This is a genomic window from Nonomuraea candida (genome assembly GCF_000725485.1).
Taxonomy (GTDB): Bacteria; Actinomycetota; Actinomycetes; order Streptosporangiales; family Streptosporangiaceae; genus Nonomuraea; species Nonomuraea candida.
The window spans coordinates 164,303-185,920 of record NZ_JOAG01000008.1 but is presented as its reverse complement, the minus strand read 5'-3'; the positions used below and the strand labels follow the sequence as shown (position 1 = coordinate 185,920).

Genomic DNA, 21,618 nt, shown 5'->3' with positions numbered 1-21,618 from the left:
CGGCCGTCAACTCAGCGGCCGTCTGAGCGGGGGCCACCATCATGTCCGCCGCCTGAGTGGCGGCCGTCAGCTCAGCCGCCTGAGTGGCGGCCGTCAGTTCAGGGTCGTCGACTCCCCGATCTTCAGGCGGCGGATGTCGGCGCCCTGCCGCTCCGCCTCCAGCCGCAGCCAGTTGTCCACGAGCCCCAGGCCGATCTCGCTGTAGAGGATGTCGTGGGTGGAGTAGGCCCGCGCCGGGCGGATCGTCCGGAGATACTCCACCATCTCCGAGAGCCTCAGCCAGGGCGCGCCGGTCGGCACCAGCAGCGTGCCCACCTCCGCCTGCGGGACGGTGAGCGCGTCGCCCGGGTAGAAGACCTCGTCGTCGAGCAGGAAGCCGACATTCTGCACGATCGGCATGTCGGGGTGGTTGGCGGCGTGCCACTCGCCGAACGCCCGCACCTGGAAACCGGCCGTCTCGAAGGCGTCGCCGTGGCCCACCACCTGCACCTTGCCCGGCACCTCGGTGAGCTGGGCCGCGACGCCCTCGCAGGTCCAGATCTCCAGGCCGGGCGAGGCCGCCCGCACCTTCTCGACGTCCACGTGGTCGGCGTGCTCATGGGTGATCAGCACCGCGTCGGCGCCGTCCAGCACCGGGTCGGTCGTGAACGAGCCGGGATCGATGACCAGCACCTTGCCGTCCTTCTCCAGGCGGACGCAGGCATGGCCGAACTTCGTGAGCTTCATCCGGCAGAGCCTACGCTTGTGCTCATGTCTACGTGGGAAGCCACCGGAGTCGGTTCGCATCCGGGTGAGGATCATCTTGAGGCGATCAAGGTCGTGTTCGGCGAGGTGCCGGGGCTGCCGTACCTGCCGGAACTGCCCGCCAGGGGCGTCGGCGCCGACATGGTGGGGCGGACGGCGGGCCTGCTGATCGACCTGCCGGTCGAGGTGCAGCCGTCGGGGTGGCGGCTGAGCGACCGGCCGGGGCGCGACCACCAGCGGGCCGTCGACCACCTGCGGCGCGACCTCGACGGGCTGGAGGAGATCGCGCACGACTACACCGGGCCGCTCAAGCTGCAGGTCTGCGGGCCGTGGACGCTGGCGGGGACGATCGAGCTCAAGTTCGGCGACAAGATGCTCTCCGACGCGGGCGCCGTCCGCGATCTGACCGCCTCGCTGGCCCAGGGGGTGGCCGAGCACTGCGCCGAGGTGCGGCGGCGGCTGCCCGGGGTGACGGAGATCGTGCTGCAGCTCGACGAGCCCGGGCTGCCCGGGGTGCTGGCCGGGACCGTGCCGACGGCCTCGGGGTTCGGGCGGCTGGCGGCGGTCGAGGAGTGGCGGGTGGAGGAGTCGCTGCGGCTGTTCGACGATCCCGTCGTGCACTGCTGCGCGCCCCGGGTGCCGCTGGCCCTGCTGCGCAGGGCGGGGGTGCGGGGCGTGTCGCTGGACGCCGCGCTGCTGGGGCGCAGGAGCGACGACGCGCTCGGGGAGCTGTTCGAGGCCGGGATGCTGCTGTTCATGGGGGTCGTGCCCGGCACCGACACGCGGCTGTCCGGCCCCGGGATGGTGGCCAGGCCGGCGGTGGAGCTGTGGCGGCGGCTGGGGTTCGCGCCGGACCGGCTGGCCTCGCAGGTCGTGCTGACCCCGGCGTGCGGGCTGGCGGGAGCCTCGCCGGCGTACGCGCGGGCGGCGCTGGCGGCCTGCCACAAGGCGGCGCAGGTGCTCAGGGACGACCCGGGGGAGGGCTGAGACATGCTTCCGCGGGCGCTCGGCGATAGCGTTTGCACAGGTGAACGCATGGAAGGAGAGGCTCCGTGAGTGAGCAGGGCACTGAGGTCGAGGGCGTGCCGGTGACCGCGCTCAGGCGGCACGCCGAGCTCAGCGAGCTGGTCGAGGAGGCCCGCTGGCGCTACTACGTGCTCGACCAGCCCACGGTGAGCGACGCCCAGTTCGACCAGTGGTTCCAGGAGCTGCTGGCGCTGGAGGAGGCGCACCCGACGCTCCAGACGCCCGACTCTCCCACCCAGAAGGTGGGCGCGCCGGTGTCGGGCGACTTCGCCAAGGTCACGCACCTCAACCGGATGGAGAGCCTCGACAACGTCTTCAACGCCGAGGGCGTCGCGGCCTGGCAGGCGCGGGCCGAGCGGCTGGCCGAGGGCGACCCCGGCCCCTACCTGTGCGAGCTGAAGATCGACGGGCTGGCCATCGCGCTGGTCTACCGCGACGGCAGGCTGGAGCGCGGCGCCACCCGCGGCGACGGGCGCACCGGCGACGACGTGACGGCCAACGTCCGCACGATCAAGGGCGTCCCCCACCGGCTCACGGGTGACGACATCCCGAGCCTGGTCGAGGTGCGCGGCGAGGTCTACATCCCGGTCGAAGACTTCGGCAAGCTCAACGAGCAGCTCGTCGAGCAGGGCAAGCCGCCGTTCGCCAACCCGCGCAACGCCGCGGCCGGCACGCTGCGGCAGAAGGACCCGCGCATCACCGCGCAGCGGCCGCTGCGCATGCTGGTGCACGGCATCGGCCTGTGGGAGGGCGCGCCCGAGCCGCGGGCGCAGTCGCACGTCTACGAACGGCTGCGCGAGTTCGGCCTGCCGGTCAGCGACCTCTACAAGGTGGTGCCGGGGCTCGCCGAGGTCAACGAGTTCATCGACTACTACCACGCGCACCGGCACGACCCGGCCTACGAGATCGACGGGGTCGTGGTCAAGGTCGACGACTTCCGCACGCAGCGGGAGCTGGGCTCGACGTCGCGGGCGCCGCGCTGGGCGATCGCGTACAAATACCCGCCGGAAGAGGTCAACACCAAGCTGCTCGACATCCAGGTGGGGGTCGGGCGCACCGGGCGGGTCACGCCGTTCGCGGTCATGGAGCCCGTCGTGGTGGCGGGCTCGACCGTCGAGCGGGCCACGCTGCACAACGCCGCGGTCGTGGTCAAGAAGGGCGTGCTCATCGGCGACACCGTGGTGCTGCGCAAGGCGGGCGACGTCATCCCCGAGATCGTCGGTCCCGTCACGCCGCTGCGCGACGGGTCCGAGCGGGAGTTCGTCATGCCCACGCACTGCCCCGAGTGCGGCACCGAGCTGGCGTACGAGAAGGAGGGCGACGCCGACCTGCGCTGCCCCAACGCGCGCGGCTGCCCGGCCCAGATCCGCGAGCGCGTCTTCTACGCCGCCCGCCGGCAGGCGCTCGACATCGACGGGCTCGGCTACGTCGCGGCCACCGCGCTCACCCAGCCGCTGCCGCCGCAGGAGCCGGTGGTGCGCACCGAGGCCGACCTGTTCGACCTGACGCTGGAGCAGCTCCTGCCGATCAGGTCGGTGGTCCGCGACCAGGACAGCGGCCTGCCCAAGATCGACCCCAGGACGGGCGAGCAGAAGGTCGTCACGTTCTTCTCCAACCTCAGCGGCGAGCCCAGCCAGAACGCGCTGCAGCTGATGGAGGAGCTGGCGCGGGCCAAGCAGTCCTCGCTCGCCCAGGTGCTGGTGGCCCTGTCGATCCGGCACATCGGCCCGCCCACCGCCCGCGCGCTGGCGCGGGCCATGCGCTCGATCGACGTCATCATGAACGCTTCCGAGGAGGAGCTGGCCGCGGTCCAGGGCATCGGGCCCAGGGTGGCGGCGACGGTCAAGGAGTGGTTCGAGGTCGACTGGCACCGGGAGATCATCGACCGGTGGCGGGCGGCCGGGGTCCGGATGGAGGACGAGCCCGCGCCCGAGCAGGGGCCGCAGACGCTGGAGGGGCTGACGTTCGTGGTGACGGGCACGCTGGAGGGCTACACCCGCGACACGGCCGCCGAGGCGCTCACCAGCCGGGGCGGGAAGGTGTCGGGGTCGGTGTCGAAGAAGACGTCGTTCCTGGTGGCGGGGGAGAACGCGGGCTCCAAGTACGACAAGGCGGTGAGCCTCAAGGTGCCGATCCTCGACGGGGCCGGTTTCGAGGTCCTGCTCAGGGAGGGGCCCGAGGCGGCCGCCCGGGTGGCCGTCACCCCTGAGGCGTAGCCCCCGATCCACCGCTCTGGCGGGGGCCGGCCGGGTCACCGGCTCAACAGGGTGACCCGGCTCGAAGGGGCGCCGGGCTCGTGCGGCCGAGCCGGCCTCGCCCGTCACCGGCACAGACCGGATGAGCCGGCCCCGCCGGGGGCGGGGTGGGGGCTGGCTGTGCATGGCGCGCTACTGACGGTGCTTTTTGGGTATATGTCGGAAAGGAGAAGTGACGGAACGTACGCGCTTGGTTTCGCGAAGTGGGGTGAAGGTCGTACCCTCCCATAGTGACCTAATGGGGGTTCTGTTACCGATGACTGACCCAACCGACACCCGCGACACCGGACCGCGCGCCGGCACACCGCTGTGGGGCTACCTCGCGGGCATCACCGTGATCGGCTTCACCGCCCTGGTGGTGGCCATGCTCAGGCTCGACGCCGACGGCCTGGCCGGGCTCGCGCGCACCTCGCTGTTCTGGGTGCTCGCGGTGCTGGTGATCCTGGGCGAGCTGCGGCCCGTGATGGTGTCCTCCGCGACGGCCGTGGGCGGCACCTATCCGTCCACCATGTTCACCTTTGCCGTGCTGCTGCACTTCGGGCTGCCGGTGGCGGTGCTGATGCAGGCCGTCGCCATCGTCATCAACGGGGTGGTGACGCGTAAGTCGTGGCATCGGGTCATGTTCAACATCGCCCAGTCCACCCTCGCGCTGACCGCGGCGGCCGTGGTGCTGGGGGCGTTCGGGATCGTGCCGAGCCCGGCCGTGCCGTGGGTGCCCGCCGGGGCCGACCTGCCGGCGATCGTGCTGGCCGGGCTGGCGTACTTCGTCACCAGGGCCACCCTCGTGTGCGGCGCGGTCGCGCTGCACGAGCGGCGTTCGATCATGCGGGTGCTGAGGGCCACCCTGGGCCCGCAGGGCCTGGTCTACACGGCGCTGCTCGGGCTGGCGCCCCTGGTCGTGGTGGTCATGAACGACGCGCCCGCGCTCGTTCCCCTCTTCGTCGCGCCCCTGGCCGCCGTCTACTTCACCGCCACCCTGTCCATGCGCCGCGACCACCAGGCCATGCACGACGAGCTGACCGGCCTGCCCAACCGCAAGATGCTCATCGTCAGCACCGAGGAGGCGCTGGCCGAGGCGCGCCAGGACGAGCGGGTGGGCCTGTTCCTGCTCGACCTCGACCGGTTCAAGGAGGTCAACGACACGCTGGGCCACCCCGTGGGCGACCGGCTGCTGCAGCTGATCGCCCACCGGCTCACCCACTCCGTACGCCCCGGCGACGTCGTGGCGCGGCTCGGCGGCGACGAGTTCGCGGTACTGCTGCCCTCGATCAGGGACGCCCACGCGGCCAGGGAGGTGGCGGCCCGGCTACGGGCGGCGCTGACCGAGCCGGTGCGCCTGGAGGGCATGACCTTCGACCTCGACGGCTCCGTCGGGATCGCGCTCTACCCCGACCATGCGCCCGACTTCGAGCTGCTGCTGCAGCGGGCCGACGTGGCGATGTACCTGGCCAAGGAGGGGCGTACCGGCGTCGAGCTCTACCAGGCGGACAAGGACCGCAACTCGCCCGAACGCCTCACCCTGCTCGGCGACCTGCGCCGCGCCATCGACAACCGCGAGCTGCGCCTGCACTACCAGCCCAAGGTCGGGCTCGGCGCCGGCGACGTCCAGGGGGTCGAGGCGCTGCTGCGCTGGCGGCATCCGGTGCACGGGCCGATCGCGCCGTCGGAGTTCGTGCCGCTGGCGGAGCAGTCCTACCTGATGCGGCAGCTCACGGCGTACGTGATCGAGGAGGCGCTGGAGCAGGCCGCCGCCTGGTGGCACACGGGGCTGCGGGTGCCGATCTCGGTGAACATCTCCGCCCGCGACCTGCTCGCCTCGGCGCTGCCCGAGCAGCTCGAAGTGGGCCTGGCCCGCTACGGCCTGCCGCCGGCGGCCATCCAGCTGGAGGTCACCGAGCGCATCCTGACCGGCGACCAGGCCTACACCCAGGAGACGATCAAGGCGCTGGCCACGCTCGGCGTCCCCCTGGCGCTCGACGACTTCGGCACCGGCTACTCCTCGCTGATCCGGCTGCAGCGGCTGGCGGTGTCCGAGGTCAAGATCGACGCCTCGTTCGTCCGCCGGATCGCGCAGTCGGAGGACGACTACCGCATCGTGCGCTCCATCGTCGACCTGGTCCGCTCCCTCGGGCTGCGCTCGGTCGCCGAGGGCGTGGAGTCGGACGACGTGGCGATGCGGCTGGTGGAGCTGGGCTGTGACGTGGGGCAGGGCTGGCTGTTCTGCCACCCGATGCCGGCCGAGGAGGCCACGGCGTGGTTGCGGGACCGGGCGGGGGCCGCGGTCGCGTACGAATACCAGGCGGAGGTCAGCAGCAGCTCGGCCTGACCCGGTAGCGCACGATCACCAGGCGGAGGTCGGCAGCGGCTCGGCCTGACCCGGAAGCGCGGGCGATGCCGGTGGGAGGATTAATGGGTTCGGGGCTGCTGCGTCAAGCCCCCTAGGATGGCAGTGTCCAAAGACTCCATCCACGAAACGGGTTCAACGACTCATGTCCGCCATAACCCGCGACGAGGTCGCACACCTGGCCCGGTTGTCCAGGCTGGCGCTGACCGACGACGAGCTCGACCACTACGCCACCCAGCTCGATGCCATCATCGAGTCGGTCGCGAAGGTGGCCGAGGTCGCCGCCGAGGACGTGCCGCCTTCGTCGCACGCGCTTCCGCTGACCAATGTCTTCCGTGCCGACGAGGTGCGACAGTCCCTGACGCCCGACCAGGCGCTCGCCGGCGCCCCCGCCGTCGAGGACGACCGCTTCCGGGTGCCGCGCATCCTCGGGGAGGAGGCATGAGCCTGATCCGTAAGACCGCCGCCGAGCTGGGCTCGATGATCGCGGCGGGCGAGGTGTCGGCCGTCGAGGTGGCCGAGGCGCACCTCGACCGCATGGCCGAGGTCGAGCCCAAGGTCCAGGCGTTCCTGCACGTCGATCGGGAGACGACGCTGGAGCAGGCGCGGGCCGTGGACGCCCGGCTCAGGGCGGGGGAGCGGCTCGGGCCGCTGGCCGGCGTGCCGATCGCGCACAAGGACATCTTCACCACGCGCGACATGCCGACGACGGCCGCCTCCAAGATCCTTGAGGGGTGGCGCCCGCCCTACGACGCGACCGTCACCGCGCGCCTGCGGGAGGCCGGCCTGGTCATCCTGGGCAAGACCAACCTCGACGAGTTCGCCATGGGCTCCTCGACGGAGAACTCCGCCTACCACGTCACCCGCAACCCCTGGGACCTGACGAGGGTGCCCGGCGGGTCGTCGGGCGGTTCGAGCGCCGCCGTGGCCGCCTACGAGGCGCCGCTGTCCACCGGCACCGACACGGGCGGCTCCATCCGGCAGCCCGCCTCGGTGACCGGCATCGTGGGGATGAAGCCGACCTACGGCGGCTCCTCCCGTTACGGCCTGATCGCGTTCGCCAGCTCGCTCGACACGCCGGGGCCGTTCGCCCGCAACGTGCTCGACGCGGCGCTGCTGCACGAGGCGTTCTCCGGCTACGACCCGATGGACTCCACCTCGATCGACGCGCCCGTGCCGTCGGTCGTCGAGGCCGCCAGGAACCCCGACGTCGCCGGCATGCGGATCGGCGTCGTCAAGGAGTTCGCCGGCGAGGGCTACCAGGCGGGCGTCCTGGCCCGCTACCAGGAGGCGGTCCAGCTCCTCGAATCGCTCGGGGCCAAGGTCGTCGAGGTCTCCTGCCCGTCGTTCACGACCGCGCTGCCCGCGTACTACCTGATCGCGCCCTCGGAGTGCTCGTCCAACCTGGCGCGCTTCGACGCCATGCGCTACGGCCTGCGCGTGGGCGACGACGGCACCCGCAGCGCCGAAGAGGTCATGGCGCTGACCCGGGCCGCCGGGTTCGGTCCCGAGGTCAAGCGGCGCATCATGCTCGGCACGTACGCGCTGTCGAGCGGCTACTACGACGCCTACTACGGCCAGGCGCAGAAGGTGCGCACCGTCATCGCCCGCGAGTTCGAGGCCGCCTACCAGCAGGTCGACGTGCTGGTCTCGCCGACCACGCCCACCACGGCGTTCCCGATCGGCGAGCGGGCCGACGACCCGATGGCGATGTACCTCGCCGACCTGTGCACGATCCCGTCCAACCTGGCGGGCAACGCGGCCATCTCGGTGCCGGTCGGCCTGGCCGACGAGGACGACCTGCCGGTCGGCCTGCAGATCATGGCGCCGGTGCTGGGCGACGACCGCTGCTACCGGGTCGGCGCCGCCGTGGAGCAGGCGCTGGAGAGCCGCTGGGGCGGCAGCCTGCTGTCCAGGGCGCCGGAGCTGTAGGAGAAGGGAGGAACGGCGGCGTGCTCACGCGAATCGAGATCGACGGGTTCAAGTCCTTTCTGGACTTCGGGCTCGACGTGCCGCCGTTCCTCGCCCTGGTCGGCCCGAACTCGAGCGGGAAGTCCAACCTGCTCGACGCGCTCGCCTTCGCCCGCGCGGCCATCCAGATGGGCGTGCCGCACCTGCGCAGCGGGGAGGATCCGCTGCTCGAGGCGCGGCGAGGCAAGCCTCAGGAGCTCTTTCACCAGCCGGCGGGTCATCGTCCGGTCTCAGGGTTCTCCATTCGCGTGGAGGCGGAGGCAGGCGTCCAGGGCCGGTGCGAGGACGTCCGCGCCGCCATGGAGGCCCGCCGGGATTCGGGGGACTGGACGCTCGACGTCATGCCGGAACGGTCACGCCAGAAGGTATGGCCGGAAGAAGTGGCTTCCTGGCATTTCCACGTTCCGGACCCGCAGGCCATGCGGCGACCGGTGACGGCCTTCAACCAGAGACCCTTGGTGGAGGACGCCGGAAATCTGGCGGCCGTGCTCGCCAGGATGGCGGACACGGGAGAACTGGACGATCTGATGGTGGATCTGTCCGCTCTGGTGCCCGATGTGACCGGTGTGCGTCCGGTGCTGGACGAGCGCGAGCAGGAATGGTCGTTCGACATACTCGTCGATCACGAGCCCATGCCGGCCAGGCTCGCCTCCGACGGCACGCTGCGCGTCCTCGCCTTGCTGGCGGCGCTGTACGACGAGTCATCGGCAGGCCTGCTCATGGTCGAGGAGGTTGAGAACGGCCTGCATCCCAGCAGGCTCGGCCGGCTGCTCGACCGGATCTCGCAGCGAGTGGGCAGGTCCGGGCGGTTGTGGCGGCAGGTCATCCTGACGACACACTCACCGGTCGCGGTGTCCGCCCTCTACGGGACGGCTCCGGAGTCGCTGGTCTTCCTCGATTCGGTATGGCGGACGGGAGGCGGAAACCCCCGCTCCCGCGTCACCGTGGCCAAGCCGGTCCGTCAGGAGGGGGAGCCGGGAACCTTCGTGTCCCCGCGGCAGGTCCGCACCTATCTGAACACGGTGGGACAACCATGAGCCGGCCGCTCGTCCCAGGGCTGATCAGCGAGGGTGACACCGACGAGCTCTTTCTCGGGCCGGTCATCGGAAGGCAGCTACGCGCACTGACGGATCTCGCGCCACGTCCCGTGGACGTGCAGGCCGTTCAGTACGGCTCGTGTCGCATGACCAAGGACGACAGCCGGATCCGGCAGGCGATCGAGGACCTCGCGAGCGATTGTCACCTGATCTTTCTGCACAGTGACCATCGCGAGCGGGAAAAGGCGATCAGGCACTCGGCCGCCGGCATAGTTCCGTTGGTCCCGGTCAAAGAGACGGAAGCGTGGTTACTGGCCGATGTCACCGTTTGGGCCCGGGTGCCGGGTGCCGACACCAGTCATCTGCCGGCCAGGCCGCGGGACGTCGAGAAGATCTCCGATCCGAAAGCCGTACTGAGAAGGGTGCTGGCGGGTGTCTCACATCGGAAGGTCTCCGAGCACTTCGCCTTCGCCGGTGACCATGTGGGCCTGTCTGTGCTGGCCCAGCTTCCCGCCTATGCCACCTGGGTGGAGGCGACCTCGAAGGCGCTTGGGAGCCATGGCTTCCTCTGAATGCCGACGCGATAGCTTGAAACGCAACGATCTGAACTAAGGACCTCACCATGACTGCCGGCACAGTTATGCCGTACGACGAAGCGCTCGAGCGGTTCGAGCCGGTGCTCGGTCTCGAGACGCATGTCGAGCTGGGCACCAAGTCGAAGATGTTCTGCGGCTGCAAGACGGCCTTCGGCGCGCCGCCCAACACGCAGGTCTGCCCGACCTGTCTGGCCTTCCCCGGCGCGCTGCCGGTGGCCAACGCGCAGGCCATCGAGTCGACGATCCGCATCGGCCTGGCGCTGAACTGCTCGATCGCCGAGTGGTGCCGCTTCGCCCGGAAGAACTACTTCTATCCGGACATGCCGAAGAACTACCAGATCTCGCAGTACGACGAGCCGCTCTGCTTCGACGGCTACATCGACGTCGAGGTCGACGGGCAGACCGTGCGGATCGAGATCGAGCGGGTGCACCTGGAGGAGGACACCGGCAAGTCCACCCACGTGGGCGGGGCGACCGGGCGCATCCACGGGGCCGACTACTCGATCGTCGACTACAACCGGGCCGGCATCCCGCTGGTCGAGATCGTGACCAAGCCCATCCCGGGCACCGACCGGCTCGCGCCCGAGGTGGCCAGGGCCTACGTCACCGAGCTGCGCGAGATCATGCGCTCGCTCGGCGTCTCCGACGTGCGCATGGAGGAGGGGTCGCTGCGGTGTGACGTGAACGTGTCGCTCATGCCGCGCGGCGCGTCCGAGTGGGGCACCCGTACGGAGACCAAGAACGTCAACTCGCTGCGCAGCGTCGAGCGGGCCGTGCGGAGCGAGATCGAGCGGCAGGCGGGCATCCTCGCCGAGGGCGGCACGATCACGCAGGAGACCCGGCACTTCCACGAGGACACCGGCACCACCACGTCGGGCCGGTCCAAGGAGGAGGCGCAGGACTACCGCTACTTCCCCGAGCCCGACCTGGTGCCGATCGCGCCCGACCCCGCGTGGGTGGCCGAGCTGAAGGCGGCCCTGCCCGAGCTGCCGTCGGTCAAGCGCAAGCGGCTGCAGGCCGAGTGGGGGCTGTCCGACCTCGACATGCAGGCCATGCACAACGCCGACGCGATCGACCTGGTCGAGGCGACGGTCGCGGCCGGGGCGCCGGCGGCCGACGCGCGCAAGTGGTGGATGGGCGAGCTGGCGCGGCGGGCCAACGAGACGGGCACGGCGCTGGCCGACCTGCCCATCACGCCCGCGCAGATCGCCCGGGTGACCGAGCTGGTGGCCTCCGGTGCGCTCAACGACAAGCTGGCGCGCGAGGTGCTCGAAGGCGTGCTGGCCGGTGAGGGCACGCCGGACGAGGTCGTCGAGCGGCGCGGGCTCAAGATCGTCAACGACGAGGGCGAGCTGTCGGCGATCATCGACCAGGTGCTGGCCGACAACGCCGACGCGGCCGAGAAGGTACGCTCCGGGAAGATCGCCGCGGTCGGCGCGCTGGTGGGCGGCGTCATGCGGGCCAGCAAGGGCAAGGCCGACGCGGCCCGCGCCCGGCAGCTCATCCTGGAGAAGCTCGGCGTCTCCGAGTAGGCAGACGTCTCCGAGTGGGGAGGCGTCTTCCAGCGGGAGACCGGGCGGGCAAGGCCCCGCCCGGCGTTTCCGCAGGGCTCGCCCGCGAGGTGGGCCATTCGGGTGGCCCCGCCGATCCGGACAGATCGGCGGGGCTCCGCCAAGAACCAACCGATCGATTCCCCGGCGGGGCCCGCGCTACTCCTCCGGCGGAGAAGGCGGCGGGCCCTGTTCGGCGGGCCTGCCTTCACTCCTCCCGCTGCGAAGGCGCCGGGCCGCGGCGGGCGAGCAGTTTCCTGGCCAGGGGCGTGAGCAGGGCCAGGGCCGCCAGGGCGAGCAGGACGGCGGCCACGGGGCTGCGCACCAGCACGCTCACGTCGCCCGCCCCGATGGCCAGCGCCCGCCTGAGCTGGATCTCCGCCATCGGGCCCAGGATCATCCCGATCACCGCGGGCGCGACGGGCAGGCCGAAGCGCCGCATGGCGAAGCCGAGCAGGCCGAGGACGTACAGGATGAACAGATCCACCACGGTGCCGTTCACGGCGTAGACCCCGAGGGCGGCGAAGAGCACGATCCCGGCGTAGAGGTACGGGCGGGGGATGCGCAGGACGCGCGCCCACACCGGGGCCAGCGGCAGGTTCAGCACCAGCAGCATCGCGTTGCCGATGAACAGCGAGGCGATCATGCCCCACACCAGCGCCGGGTTGTGGTCGAAGAGCTGCGGGCCCGGCTGCAGGCCGTACTGCTGGAAGGCGGCCAGCAGGATCGCGGCCGTGGCCGAGGTGGGCAGGCCCAGCGTCAGCAGCGGCACCAGGGTGCCGGCGGCGGAGGCGTTGTTGGCCGCCTCGGGGCCCGCGACGCCCTCGATGGCGCCCTTGCCGTACTCCTCGCGGGCCACGCCGCGCGCCAGGCGCTTCTCGGCCGCGTACGACAGGAACGTGGGGATCTCGGCCCCGCCCCCGGGCAGCGCGCCGAAGGGGAAGCCCAGGGCGGTGCCGCGCAGCCAGGGCCGCCAGGAGCGGCGCCAGTCCGAGCCGCCCATCCACGTCCAGCCGACCGGCACCACCTCGGGCGGCGTGTGGCGCAGGCGGGAGGCCACGTAGAGGGCCTCGCCGAGCGCGAACAGGCCGACCGCGACGATCACCACGTCGATGCCGTCGAGCAACTGGGGGATGCCGAGCGTGAGGCGGGCCTGGCCGGTCTGCTGGTCGATGCCGACCAGGCCGATCACCAGGCCGAGGCCGAGCGAGGCCAGGCCGCGCACGACCGAGCGGGACAGGACCGAGGAGACCGCCGTGAAGGCGAGGACCGCCAGCGCGAAGTAGTCCTCCGGGCCGAACGAGATCGCGAAGGCGACCACCGCGGGCGCCGCCACGACCAGCAGCGCCGTGGCGATGGTCCCGGCCACGAACGAGCCGATCGCGGCCGTGGCCAGCGCCTGGGGGGCACGGCCCCGCCTGGCCATCTTGTTGCCCTCCAGCGCCGTGATCATCGAGGCCGACTCGCCGGGCGTGTTGAGCAGGATGGAGGTGGTCGAGCCGCCGTACATGCCGCCGTAGTAGATGCCGGCGAACATGATGAACGCGCTGGCCGGCGGCACGGTGAAGGTGATCGGCAGCAGCAGCGCCACGGTCATCGCGGGCCCGATGCCGGGCAGCACGCCGACGAGGGTGCCGAGGGTGACGCCGATGAGCGCGTACAGGAGGTTGACCGGGGTGAGCGCGGCGGCGAAGCCGTCGAGCAGCAGCTGGAACGAGGTCACCTCACACCACCCCGCCCAGCGGCCCGGCCGGCAGCGTCACGCCGAGGCCCTCGACGAACAGCAGGTACGTCGCCACCCCCAGCACCACCGCGATCCCGGCCGCGCGCAGCTTGTGCTCGGCGCCCAGCGCCACCGACAGGCCGAAGAACAGCAGGGACGAGCCGATCACCCAGCCCAGGACGTTCAGCAGCGCCGCGAAGGCCAGGAAGATGCCGCTGACGAGCAGGAGGCTGCGCCAGTCGGTGGGCGCGCCGGCGTCCACGTCCTCGCTCTCCTCGGGGTCGCCGTGGCCGCCGCGCAGCACGTCGATCACGTAGAGCAGGCCGATGAGCACCATGGCGCCGCCCACCAGCGAGGGGAAGAAGCGCGGCCCGATGCCGAGCTGGGAGGCCGCCGCCGACACGTCGAGCGTGCCGACCACGACGAGCACGCCCAGCACCAGCACCACGACCGCCAGCCCGAGCTCGGGCCGCCACCACGTGCGGATCATCAGGAGACGAGCCCCATCTCGGCGATGATCGCCTTGACGCGGGCCTGCTCGGCGTCGAGGTAGTAGGCGAACTGCTGCCCGGTCTGGAAGGAGTCGATCCAGCCGTTCTTGGCCACCGCGTCCTTCCACGGCTGCGAGTCGTGCATCTTGGTGACCAGGTCGGTCAGGGCCTTCTTGTCGGCGTCGGAGAGCCCGCCGGGGGCCACGAAGCCGCGCCAGTTGGCCAGCTCCACGTTGAGCCCGCCCTCCTTCAGGGTCGGCACGTCCAGGCCGGGCAGCCGCGCGCCGGAGGTGACGCCGAGGGCGCGCAGCTTGCCCGACTTCACGTGCTCGGCGAACTCCGACACGCCGGAGATGCCCGCGCTGACCTTGTTGCCGAGCAGCTCGTTCAGCGCCTCGCCGCCGCCGGAGTGGGCGATGTAGTTGACCTGCTTGGGGTCCACGCCCGCGGCCTTGGCCATCAGGCCGGCCACGATGTGGTCGGTGCCGCCCGCGGAGCCGCCCGAGATGGAGACCTTCGCCGGCTCGGCCTTCCAGGCCGCCACCAGGTCGGCCAGCGTCTTGAACGGCGACGCCGCCGGCACGACGACGATCTCGTACTCCTCGGTCAGCTTGGCGATGGGCGTGGTCTCGACCAGCGTGACCTTCGACTTGTTCTGCTCGATGGCGCCCACCATGACCAGGCCCATGGTCATCAGCAGGTTGCCGTTGCCCTTCTCGCCGGCGAGCTGGGCCAGGCCGATCGTGCCGCCGGCGCCCGGCACGTTGAACACCTCGACCTTGCGGTTCGGGTCGGCGGCCTTGAACGCCTGCTCCGCCGTACGGGAGGTCTGGTCCCAGCCGCCTCCGGGCGCGGCCGGAGCCATGATCCGCAAGGCGGCGTTCGCGGTGCCGCCCGACTCTCCGCAGCCGGTCAGCGTGCCGAGAGAGAGTACCGCGAGGGCGGCGAATACGCGCAAGCGCATGATCACTCCAGGGGGGATTTCACGTGTGTCGAACTGGCATGGTGAGGTCCATGCCCCGGCACGTCGAGTCTTTGCGCGGTTGCCGTCGTATTGGTCGTATTGGTCGCGACCGGCACACCACCGCGCGGCGGGCGCCGGTCGCACGGGCCGCGACCGGGACGGCACCGCTCCGCGGGCGCCGGGCGTACGGGCCGCGACCGGGACGTGACCTCCGTTTGTTTCGATGGGCCGGGTGAGACGGGTGCGTGAACCCTCCCTGGGGACCCAGCTGTTCGTGCTCCAGATGGTGATCGTGCTGCTCGCCGTCGGAGGCACGGGCGGCGTGTGGGCCGAGCACACCCGCGACCAGCTCGACGCGCTGCACCAGCAGCGGGCGCTGGCCATCGCCCAGTCGGTGGCCGCGCTGCCGCAGGTCCGCGAGGCCTTCGACCTCGAACGCCCGGACAGCGTGCTGCAACCGCTGGCCATGAGCGTCCAGCAGGAGACCGGCGCCGACTACGTGGTGATCGCCAACACCCGGCAGGAACGCTACGCCCACCCCAACGCCTCGCTGATCGGCAAGCGGCTGTCCACCGACGGCAGCACGGTCCTGCGCACGGGCCGGAGCTGGGTCGGCACGGAGACCGGCACCATCGGCACCACGGTCAGGGGCAAGACCCCCATCCGCGACGAGTACGGCCAGATCATCGGCCTGGTGTCCGTCGGCGTGCTGGAGACCACGGTCATCAGCCAGGTCTTCGACGCCCTGCCGCCGCTCGTCTGGACCGCGGGGGCCGTGCTGCTGGCCGGGCTCGCGCTGGCCGCGTTCATCACCGCGCGGGTGCGCAGGCAGACGTTCGGGCTGGAGCCGCGCGAGATCGCCGCGCTGCTGGAGCAGCGCGAGGGCGTGCTGCACGGCGTCAAGGAGGGCGTGCTCGCGCTCGACCTGCGGGGCAGGATCACGCTGGTCAACGACGCCGCCCGGGAGCTGCTCGGCGAGATCGGCGAGGACCTCACGCGGACCCCGCTCTCCGAGCGCATGCGCGACGTGCTCGGCGGCGCCGACCCCGGCGAGGACCGCATCGTGCTGCACGGCGAGCGCGTGCTGGTGCTCAACCGCACCCCCGTCTCGGTACGCGGCCGCCACCTCGGCTGGGTGGTCACCCTGCGCGACCGCACCGAGCTGGTCCGCCTGGCCCGCGAGCTCGACGACACCAGCAGCGCCACGGAGGCGCTGCGCGCCCAGGCCCACGAGTTCGCCAACCGCATGCACACGGTCGTCGGCCTGCTCGAACTGGGCGAGCACGAGGCGGCCATCGGCTTCATCACCCGCACCACCTACGGCGCCAACACCACCGACCTGCGCGAGCGCGTCCAGGAGCCGACCCTCGCCGCGCTGCTGCTGGCCAAGTCCGCCGAGGCGGCCGAGCGCGGGGCGGAGCTGGTGCTGGCCGAGGACTCCTCGGTGCCCGAGGGCGTGCTGGGCGACCCCCGTGACGCGGTCCTGGTGGTCGGGAACCTGGTCGCCAACGCCATCGACGCCCTCGACGGCGCGCGGGGCACGATCGAGGTGTCGCTGCGGGCCGACGCCGAGGGGCTGCGCGTCCGGGTCGGCGACTCCGGCCCCGGCATCGCGCCCGACCTGGTGGAGGAGGTCTTCAGGGAGGGGTTCACGACGAAGGCCGCCCAGTCGGGGCCGCGCGGGCTGGGGCTGGCGCTGACCAGGCAGGCGTGCCTGCGCAGAGGCGGCTGGGTCCGCGTACGCACCGCGGGCGCGACGGCGGGCGGGCCCGCGGGCGGGGCCGGCGGTGAGGCTTCCGGCGAAGGGCCCTCGGGTGGCGGGGCTTCGGGTGGAGTGGCTTCGGGCGGGGCGGTCTTCACCGCGCTGCTCCCGGCGAAGGGGACACCGTGATCCGCGTCCTGGTCGTGGATGACGACTTCATGGTGGCCCGCATCCACAGCGGCTACGTGAGCCGGGTGCCGGGCTTCGGCGTCGTCTCCGTCGCGCACAACGGCGCCGACGCGCTCGCGGCCGCCGCCGAGCTGCGGCCCGACCTCGTGCTGCTCGACGTCTACCTGCCCGACATGTCCGGCCTGGAGGTGCTCAAGGCGCTGCGCGACGTGGACGTCCTCGTCATCAGCGCCGCCCGCGACGTGCCCACCGTCAGGGAGGCCATGCGCGGCGGCGCGGTCAACTACCTCATCAAGCCGTTCACCGCCGCCGCGCTGACCGAGCGCCTCCAGCGGTACGCCGACACCCGCGACCACCTGACCGCGATCGGCCCCGAGGCCCGCCAGGACGACGTGGACCGCCTCTTCGGCGCCTACAAGGGCGCGCACAAGAGCGTCGGGCCCATGCCGAAAGGGTTGTCCCCCGCCACGTGCGCGCTGGTCGCCGATACGCTGCGGGAGGCGGGCCGCGGCCTGTCGGCGGCCGAGGCCGCCGAGCTGACGGGCCTGTCGCGGGTGAGCGCCCGCCGCTATCTGGAACACCTGTGCGCGGCGGGGCAGGCCGAGTTCCGTCCGCGTTACGGCACGGCCGGACGACCGGAACATCGTTACCGATGGCTAGGTTGACACACTTCCGTAGCCGTTTCCCGTGACATATGCGGATCCGCGTGCCTTACTGTTGCCTGAGACTTGGCTGCGGACCGGGAGGAGATTGAGGCGTGCGTAACGCCGGACCGATCGAATCACCGACCGACCCGTTCGCCTCGGTGCCGCTACCCACGTCGGCCGTCTCCAAGAAGCCGCGGATCGAAGGGCTGCCCCCGGGCGTCTCCCGGGACATCTTCGGCCCGCCGGACGGGCGGGAAGCACGGCCGGCCCCCGGCCCGAGCGCCTCGGGCGGTCCTTCGGGCGGCTCCGCCGGAGGGTCCTCCGGCGGGGGCGCGCTGCCGCCGATGGCGCAGCCCGCCCAGCCCTGGCCGGTGGCCGACAAGGAGCGCTCGCCCGCGCCCGTGTTCGGCCCCGCGCCCGAGCGGCCCTCGCCGTACGAGCCCGAGCCGCCCCGGCGCCGCAGGCTGCTGCCCGGCCTGATCGTGCTCGTGCTGGTGCTGGCGGCGCTGGCGTACGTGGTTCCGGCCGTGCTCATGTCCGGCTCTGTCTTACGCGGCACGCGCGTGGCCGGCGTCGACATCGGCGGCCTGACCGTGACGCAGGCGGCCGACAAGCTGCGCAGCGAGCTGGCCGCCAAGCTCAGCAAGCCCGTCGTGGCCGACATCGGCGGCACGAAGGAGACCATCCAGGCCGACGAGGCCGGCCTCGAACTCGACGTGGTCGCCACCATCGGCCAGGCGCCCAGCGGCTTCCCCGGCCCGCAGGAGGTGTGGCGGGCGCTGACCGGCACGACCGAGCTGCCACCCAAGATCACCATCGACTCCTCCCAGCTCACCAGGACCGTCGAGGGCCTGGCGGAGAGCGTCGACAAGCCGGCCCAGGAGGGCCGGGTGTTCTTCACCGGGCTGCGGGCCAGGGCCCGCCAGCCCCGGGACGGCGTGCTGCTCGACCGGGACGACGCCGTGCGCAGGGTCAGCCAGGCCTTCCTGAGCGGCGGTGGCGACGTCGTCCTCGCGCTGCGGCCCGCCAAGCCCGCCACCACCCCCGAGGCCGTCGAGGCGGCGCTGGTCAAGGCGAAGGCGGCCGTCGCCGCCCCCCTGACGCTGACCCTCGGCGCCAAGCGGGTGGCGCTGCCCCCGGCGACGATCGCGGCGAACCTGACCTTCGAGTCCGACGGCGACGGCGGCCTCGCCCCCTCGTTCGACGCCGAGAAGGTGCTGGCCTCCGTCGAGGGCGGCCTGGTGGACGCGGCGCAGCAGCCGCGCGACGCCACCTACCAGATCGTCGACGGCCGGCCGGTCCTCGTGCCCGCGCGCAGCGGCCGCGGCGTCAACCACAGGCTGCTGGCCAGGGACGCGGAGAAGGTGTTCGCGGAGGGCGGCCCCCGTACGGTCGAGGTCCGGCTGGGCACGGTCGCGCCGGCCGTGGAGACCACCCAGATCCAGGGGCTCGGCATCAAGGAGGTCGTCAGCACGTTCACCACGACCTTCGACTGCTGCCAGGACCGGGTGAAGAACATCCAGCGCATGGCGCAGGAGCTCGACGGCCACGTCGTACGCCCGGGCACGACGTTCTCGCTCAACGAGACCCTCGGCCAGCCGACGGTCGAGGACGGCTACGTCGAGGCGGGGGAGATCGTCGGCGGCCGGATGGTGAACATCGTCGGCGGCGGCGGCTCGCAGTTCGCGACCACCCTGTACAACGCGGTCTTCTTCGGCGGGTTCGAGGACGTGGAGCACCAGCCGATGGACTACCACGCGCCGCGCTACCCCGCCGGGCTGGACGTCGCGCTGCTCTACCCGGACCTGGACCTGAAGTGGCGCAACGACTCCGAGCACGGGGTGCTGATCAAGACGGCCTTCACCGGGACGTCGGTCACCGTCACGCTGTGGGGCACCAAGCGCTACGACAGGATCGAGGCCGTGGAGTCGGAGCGGCGCGACTTCACGCCGTTCCGCCGGGAGACCAGCTCGGCGGCCGGCTGCCTGCCGACCGTGGGGGAGCAGGGCTTCACGATCGACGTGACCCGGGTGTTCCACCAGGACGGGAAGGTGGTCAAGCGGGACAAGAAGCTGACCACCAAGTACCGCCCCCAGACCCAGATCACCTGCACCGCCGGCTGACCCCGGCCGGGGCCACCGCCCGAGGCCGGCGCGGAGCTCCCGCCCGGCCATCGTCCGGGCCCCGCCCGGGTCCACGCCCGCGCCGGGCGGTCCGGGCCGGGAGGTTCGGGCCGGGAGGTTCGGGCCGGGAGGTTCGGGCCGGGAGGTTCGGGCCGGGAGGTCCGGGGCGGGTCAGGACGGGGTGACGGCCATGATGCGGTCGTCGCCCTCCCTGGGGGAGCCGCGGCCGTCCTTGTTGCTGGTGCCCACCCACAGCGTGCCGTCCTCGGCCGCGGTGACCGCGCGCAGGCGGCCGTACCGGTCGGTGAAGCGGGCCGCCGGCGCGCCGGCCGAGCCGTCCTCGCCGAGCGGGACCTGCCACAGCCGCGCCCCGCGCAGCGCGGCCACCCACAACGAGCCGTTCGCGTACGCCATGCCCGACGGCGACGCCTCGGCCGTGGACCAGGTGAGGATCGGGTTGACGTAGCGCGGGTCGTCACCGCGGCCCTCGACCTCGGGCCAGCCGTAGTTGGCCCCCGCCTTGATCAGGTTGACCTCGTCGTAGGCGCCGGCGCCGAACTCGGAGGCGTACAGGCGGCCCGAGCCGTCCCAGGCCAGGCCCTGGACGTTGCGGTGGCCGTAGCTGTAGACCAGCGTGCCGAACGGGTTGCCGGGCGCGGGCGCGCCGTCCACGGTCATGCGCAGGATCTTGCCGGCGAGCGAGTCGCGCTGCTGGGCCAGGTCGGGGTCGCCGGCCTCGCCGGTGGTGGCGTACAGGTGGCCGTCGGGGCCGAAGGCGAGCCGGCCGCCGTTGTGGATGCCGCCCTTCGGGATGCTCTGGACGAGGAGCTGCTGATCGGTCAGCGCATCCCCGGCGAGGCGGTAGCGGACGATTCGGTTGTCCAATTCGGCGGTGTAGTAAAGGAAGATCTGCCCGTCCTTGACCGCGACCCCCAGCAGGCCGCCCTCGCCGTCGGGCCGCGCCTCGTCGATCGTGGCCAGCGTCCGCACCTGCCCGGCCGGGCTGACCCGCAGCAGGCGGGCGGTGTCACGCTCGGTGACCAGCGCGTCGCCGCCGGGCAGGAACGCGATCGCCCACGGCACGGACAGCCCGGTCACCACGTCCTCGGGATCGGCGGGGGCGGCGCCGGCCGACACGGCCGCCGTGGGAAGGACCTCTCCGCCGCGCCCCGAACATGCGGTGAGCACGGCCAGCAGCATGATCGCCCAGAGCTTCCTCATGTGCTCCATCCTTCCCCCGGAGTCGTAAGGTTCTCGACATGAAGACCTGGGTTCCGTCCGATGCGGTGGCTGATGTACTGTCCGACCTTCCCGGCGTCGAATGTGCTGTCTATGACGGCACGAGCGGGATGCCGGACGGGGTGGAGGAAGTGGAGGTGTGGATCCCGCCGCTGGTGACCGTGCCGGACGTGCCGGGGACGCTGGCCAGGATGCGCTCGTTGCGGCTGGTGCAGACGGTCACCGCCGGGGTGGACCCGTACCGGCCGCACATGCCGGAGGGCGCGCTGCTGTGCAACGCGCGCGGCGTGCACGACGCGGGCACCGCCGAGTGGGCGGTGGGGGCCATGGTCGCGGTGCTCAGGGAGTTCCCCGGGTTCGTGGACGCGCAGCGCAGGGGCGAGTGGACCTACCACCACACCGACGTGCTGGCCGACTCGACCGTGCTCATCGTCGGGTACGGCTCGATCGGGGCCGCGCTCGAACGGCGGCTCGACGGCTTCGAGGTGGACGTCGTGCGCGTGGCCAGGAGCGCCCGCGACGGCGTGCACGCCATGGACGAGCTGCCCGCGCTGCTGCCGGAGGCCGACGTCGTCGTGCTGCTCGTGCCCGCCACCGCCGACACCGCCGGGATGGTGGACGCCGCCTTCCTGGCGCGCATGAAGGACGGCGCGGTGCTGGTCAACGCCGCCAGGGGCGGCATCGTCGACACCGACGCGCTGGTCGCGGAGCTGAAGACGGGCCGGCTGCGCGCCGCGCTCGACGTGACCGCGCCCGAGCCGCTGCCCGAGGGCCACCCCCTGTGGAGCGCGCCGGGCGTGCTCATCACCCCGCACATCGCCGGCAGCACCCCCGCCTCCGGGCGGCGCATGCTGCGGCTCATCCGGGCCCAGATCGAGCGTTATCTCGCAGGGAAAGAGTTGCACAACGTCATCACCGACTCGTACTGAGAGTAATCCGGAACGTGGCTGGTCCGTGACCTTCGGTGCGTACGGTGGCGTTTGCAAGGAGTCCCTGACTCACTGTCAAGGAACTCTT

Annotated in this window: 17 protein-coding genes; 12 read left to right on the top strand and 5 right to left on the bottom strand. The window is 72.0% G+C overall.

The genetic code is table 11. From position 1 onward, the window contains the following. Nucleotides 1–93: 93 nt before the first annotated feature. A complete protein-coding gene (locus IO39_RS08225) occupies nucleotides 94–726 on the bottom strand; it encodes an MBL fold metallo-hydrolase (protein ID WP_043618505.1) in 633 nt (210 codons plus the stop codon). Between the two features lie 24 nt (nucleotides 727–750). Here IO39_RS08225 and IO39_RS08220 point away from each other — a divergent pair, with 24 nt between their 5' ends. The 8 genes from IO39_RS08220 to gatB all read left to right on the top strand — a co-directional run bounded on the left by IO39_RS08220 (nucleotide 751) and on the right by gatB (nucleotide 11,505). Beyond that, complete coding sequence (locus IO39_RS08220; RefSeq protein ID WP_043618502.1) at nucleotides 751–1,731, top strand: methionine synthase; 981 nt, start codon at nucleotides 751–753, stop codon at nucleotides 1,729–1,731. 65 nt (nucleotides 1,732–1,796) lie between these two features. Next, on the top strand, nucleotides 1,797–3,986 hold the full coding sequence (gene ligA / locus IO39_RS08215; protein ID WP_043618499.1) for an NAD-dependent DNA ligase LigA: 2,190 nt from the start codon (nucleotides 1,797–1,799) through the stop codon (nucleotides 3,984–3,986). A 295-nt stretch (nucleotides 3,987–4,281) separates the two neighbouring features. Then, nucleotides 4,282–6,351 carry a putative bifunctional diguanylate cyclase/phosphodiesterase gene (locus tag IO39_RS08210; protein WP_043618496.1) on the top strand — a complete coding sequence of 690 codons (2,070 nt, stop codon included), beginning with the start codon at nucleotides 4,282–4,284 and terminating at the stop codon, nucleotides 6,349–6,351. 163 nt (nucleotides 6,352–6,514) lie between these two features. Further along, nucleotides 6,515–6,814, top strand: coding sequence for an Asp-tRNA(Asn)/Glu-tRNA(Gln) amidotransferase subunit GatC (gene gatC / locus IO39_RS08205; RefSeq protein ID WP_043618492.1), 300 nt, complete (start codon nucleotides 6,515–6,517; stop codon nucleotides 6,812–6,814). Beyond that, complete coding sequence (gatA, locus tag IO39_RS08200; RefSeq protein WP_043618489.1) at nucleotides 6,811–8,301, top strand: Asp-tRNA(Asn)/Glu-tRNA(Gln) amidotransferase subunit GatA; 1,491 nt, start codon at nucleotides 6,811–6,813, stop codon at nucleotides 8,299–8,301. The genes gatC and gatA overlap by 4 nt, the downstream gene beginning before the upstream one ends. A 20-nt stretch (nucleotides 8,302–8,321) precedes the next feature. Then, on the top strand, nucleotides 8,322–9,377 hold the full coding sequence (locus tag IO39_RS08195; RefSeq protein WP_043618486.1) for an AAA family ATPase: 1,056 nt from the start codon (nucleotides 8,322–8,324) through the stop codon (nucleotides 9,375–9,377). Then, nucleotides 9,374–9,949, top strand: a complete 576-nt coding sequence (locus tag IO39_RS08190; RefSeq protein ID WP_043618483.1) for a DUF4276 family protein — start codon at nucleotides 9,374–9,376, stop codon at nucleotides 9,947–9,949. Before IO39_RS08195 ends, IO39_RS08190 begins: the two co-directional genes overlap by 4 nt. A gap of 50 nt (nucleotides 9,950–9,999) precedes the next feature. Continuing rightward, a complete protein-coding gene (gatB, locus tag IO39_RS08185; RefSeq protein ID WP_043618481.1) occupies nucleotides 10,000–11,505 on the top strand; it encodes an Asp-tRNA(Asn)/Glu-tRNA(Gln) amidotransferase subunit GatB in 1,506 nt (501 codons plus the stop codon). 226 nt (nucleotides 11,506–11,731) lie between these two features. Here the strand turns inward: gatB and IO39_RS08180 are convergent, their stop codons facing one another. The 3 genes from IO39_RS08180 to IO39_RS08170 are packed head-to-tail and all read right to left on the bottom strand — an operon-like array spanning nucleotide 11,732 to nucleotide 14,701. After that, nucleotides 11,732–13,246, bottom strand: coding sequence for a tripartite tricarboxylate transporter permease (locus IO39_RS08180; protein WP_043618478.1), 1,515 nt, complete (start codon nucleotides 13,244–13,246; stop codon nucleotides 11,732–11,734). A gap of 1 nt (nucleotide 13,247) precedes the next feature. Continuing rightward, nucleotides 13,248–13,736, bottom strand: coding sequence for a tripartite tricarboxylate transporter TctB family protein (locus tag IO39_RS08175; RefSeq protein ID WP_043618476.1), 489 nt, complete (start codon nucleotides 13,734–13,736; stop codon nucleotides 13,248–13,250). Next, entirely contained in the window at nucleotides 13,736–14,701 is a 966-nt protein-coding gene (locus tag IO39_RS08170; RefSeq protein ID WP_211266934.1) for a Bug family tripartite tricarboxylate transporter substrate binding protein, read from the bottom strand. The genes IO39_RS08175 and IO39_RS08170 overlap by 1 nt, the downstream gene beginning before the upstream one ends. A gap of 241 nt (nucleotides 14,702–14,942) precedes the next feature. Between IO39_RS08170 and IO39_RS08165 the strand changes: the two genes are divergently transcribed. The 3 genes from IO39_RS08165 (at nucleotide 14,943) to IO39_RS08155 (ending at nucleotide 19,362) form a co-directional block, all read left to right on the top strand. Continuing rightward, nucleotides 14,943–16,592 (top strand): ATP-binding protein, encoded by a 1,650-nt coding sequence (locus IO39_RS08165; protein WP_245641862.1) that lies wholly within the window; start codon nucleotides 14,943–14,945, stop codon nucleotides 16,590–16,592. Beyond that, on the top strand, nucleotides 16,589–17,257 hold the full coding sequence (locus tag IO39_RS08160) for a response regulator (protein ID WP_043618474.1): 669 nt from the start codon (nucleotides 16,589–16,591) through the stop codon (nucleotides 17,255–17,257). Before IO39_RS08165 ends, IO39_RS08160 begins: the two co-directional genes overlap by 4 nt. Nucleotides 17,258–17,349: 92 nt before the next feature. Next, on the top strand, nucleotides 17,350–19,362 hold the full coding sequence (locus IO39_RS08155; RefSeq protein WP_043618471.1) for a VanW family protein: 2,013 nt from the start codon (nucleotides 17,350–17,352) through the stop codon (nucleotides 19,360–19,362). A 171-nt stretch (nucleotides 19,363–19,533) separates the two neighbouring features. On the opposite strand, the gene IO39_RS08150 is transcribed toward IO39_RS08155, so the two are convergent. Next, entirely contained in the window at nucleotides 19,534–20,583 is a 1,050-nt protein-coding gene (locus tag IO39_RS08150; RefSeq protein ID WP_084772474.1) for a PQQ-dependent sugar dehydrogenase, read from the bottom strand. A gap of 38 nt (nucleotides 20,584–20,621) precedes the next feature. Between IO39_RS08150 and IO39_RS08145 the strand changes: the two genes are divergently transcribed. Further along, nucleotides 20,622–21,530 carry a 2-hydroxyacid dehydrogenase gene (locus tag IO39_RS08145; RefSeq protein ID WP_043618465.1) on the top strand — a complete coding sequence of 303 codons (909 nt, stop codon included), beginning with the start codon at nucleotides 20,622–20,624 and terminating at the stop codon, nucleotides 21,528–21,530. Nucleotides 21,531–21,618: the final 88 nt, after the last annotated feature.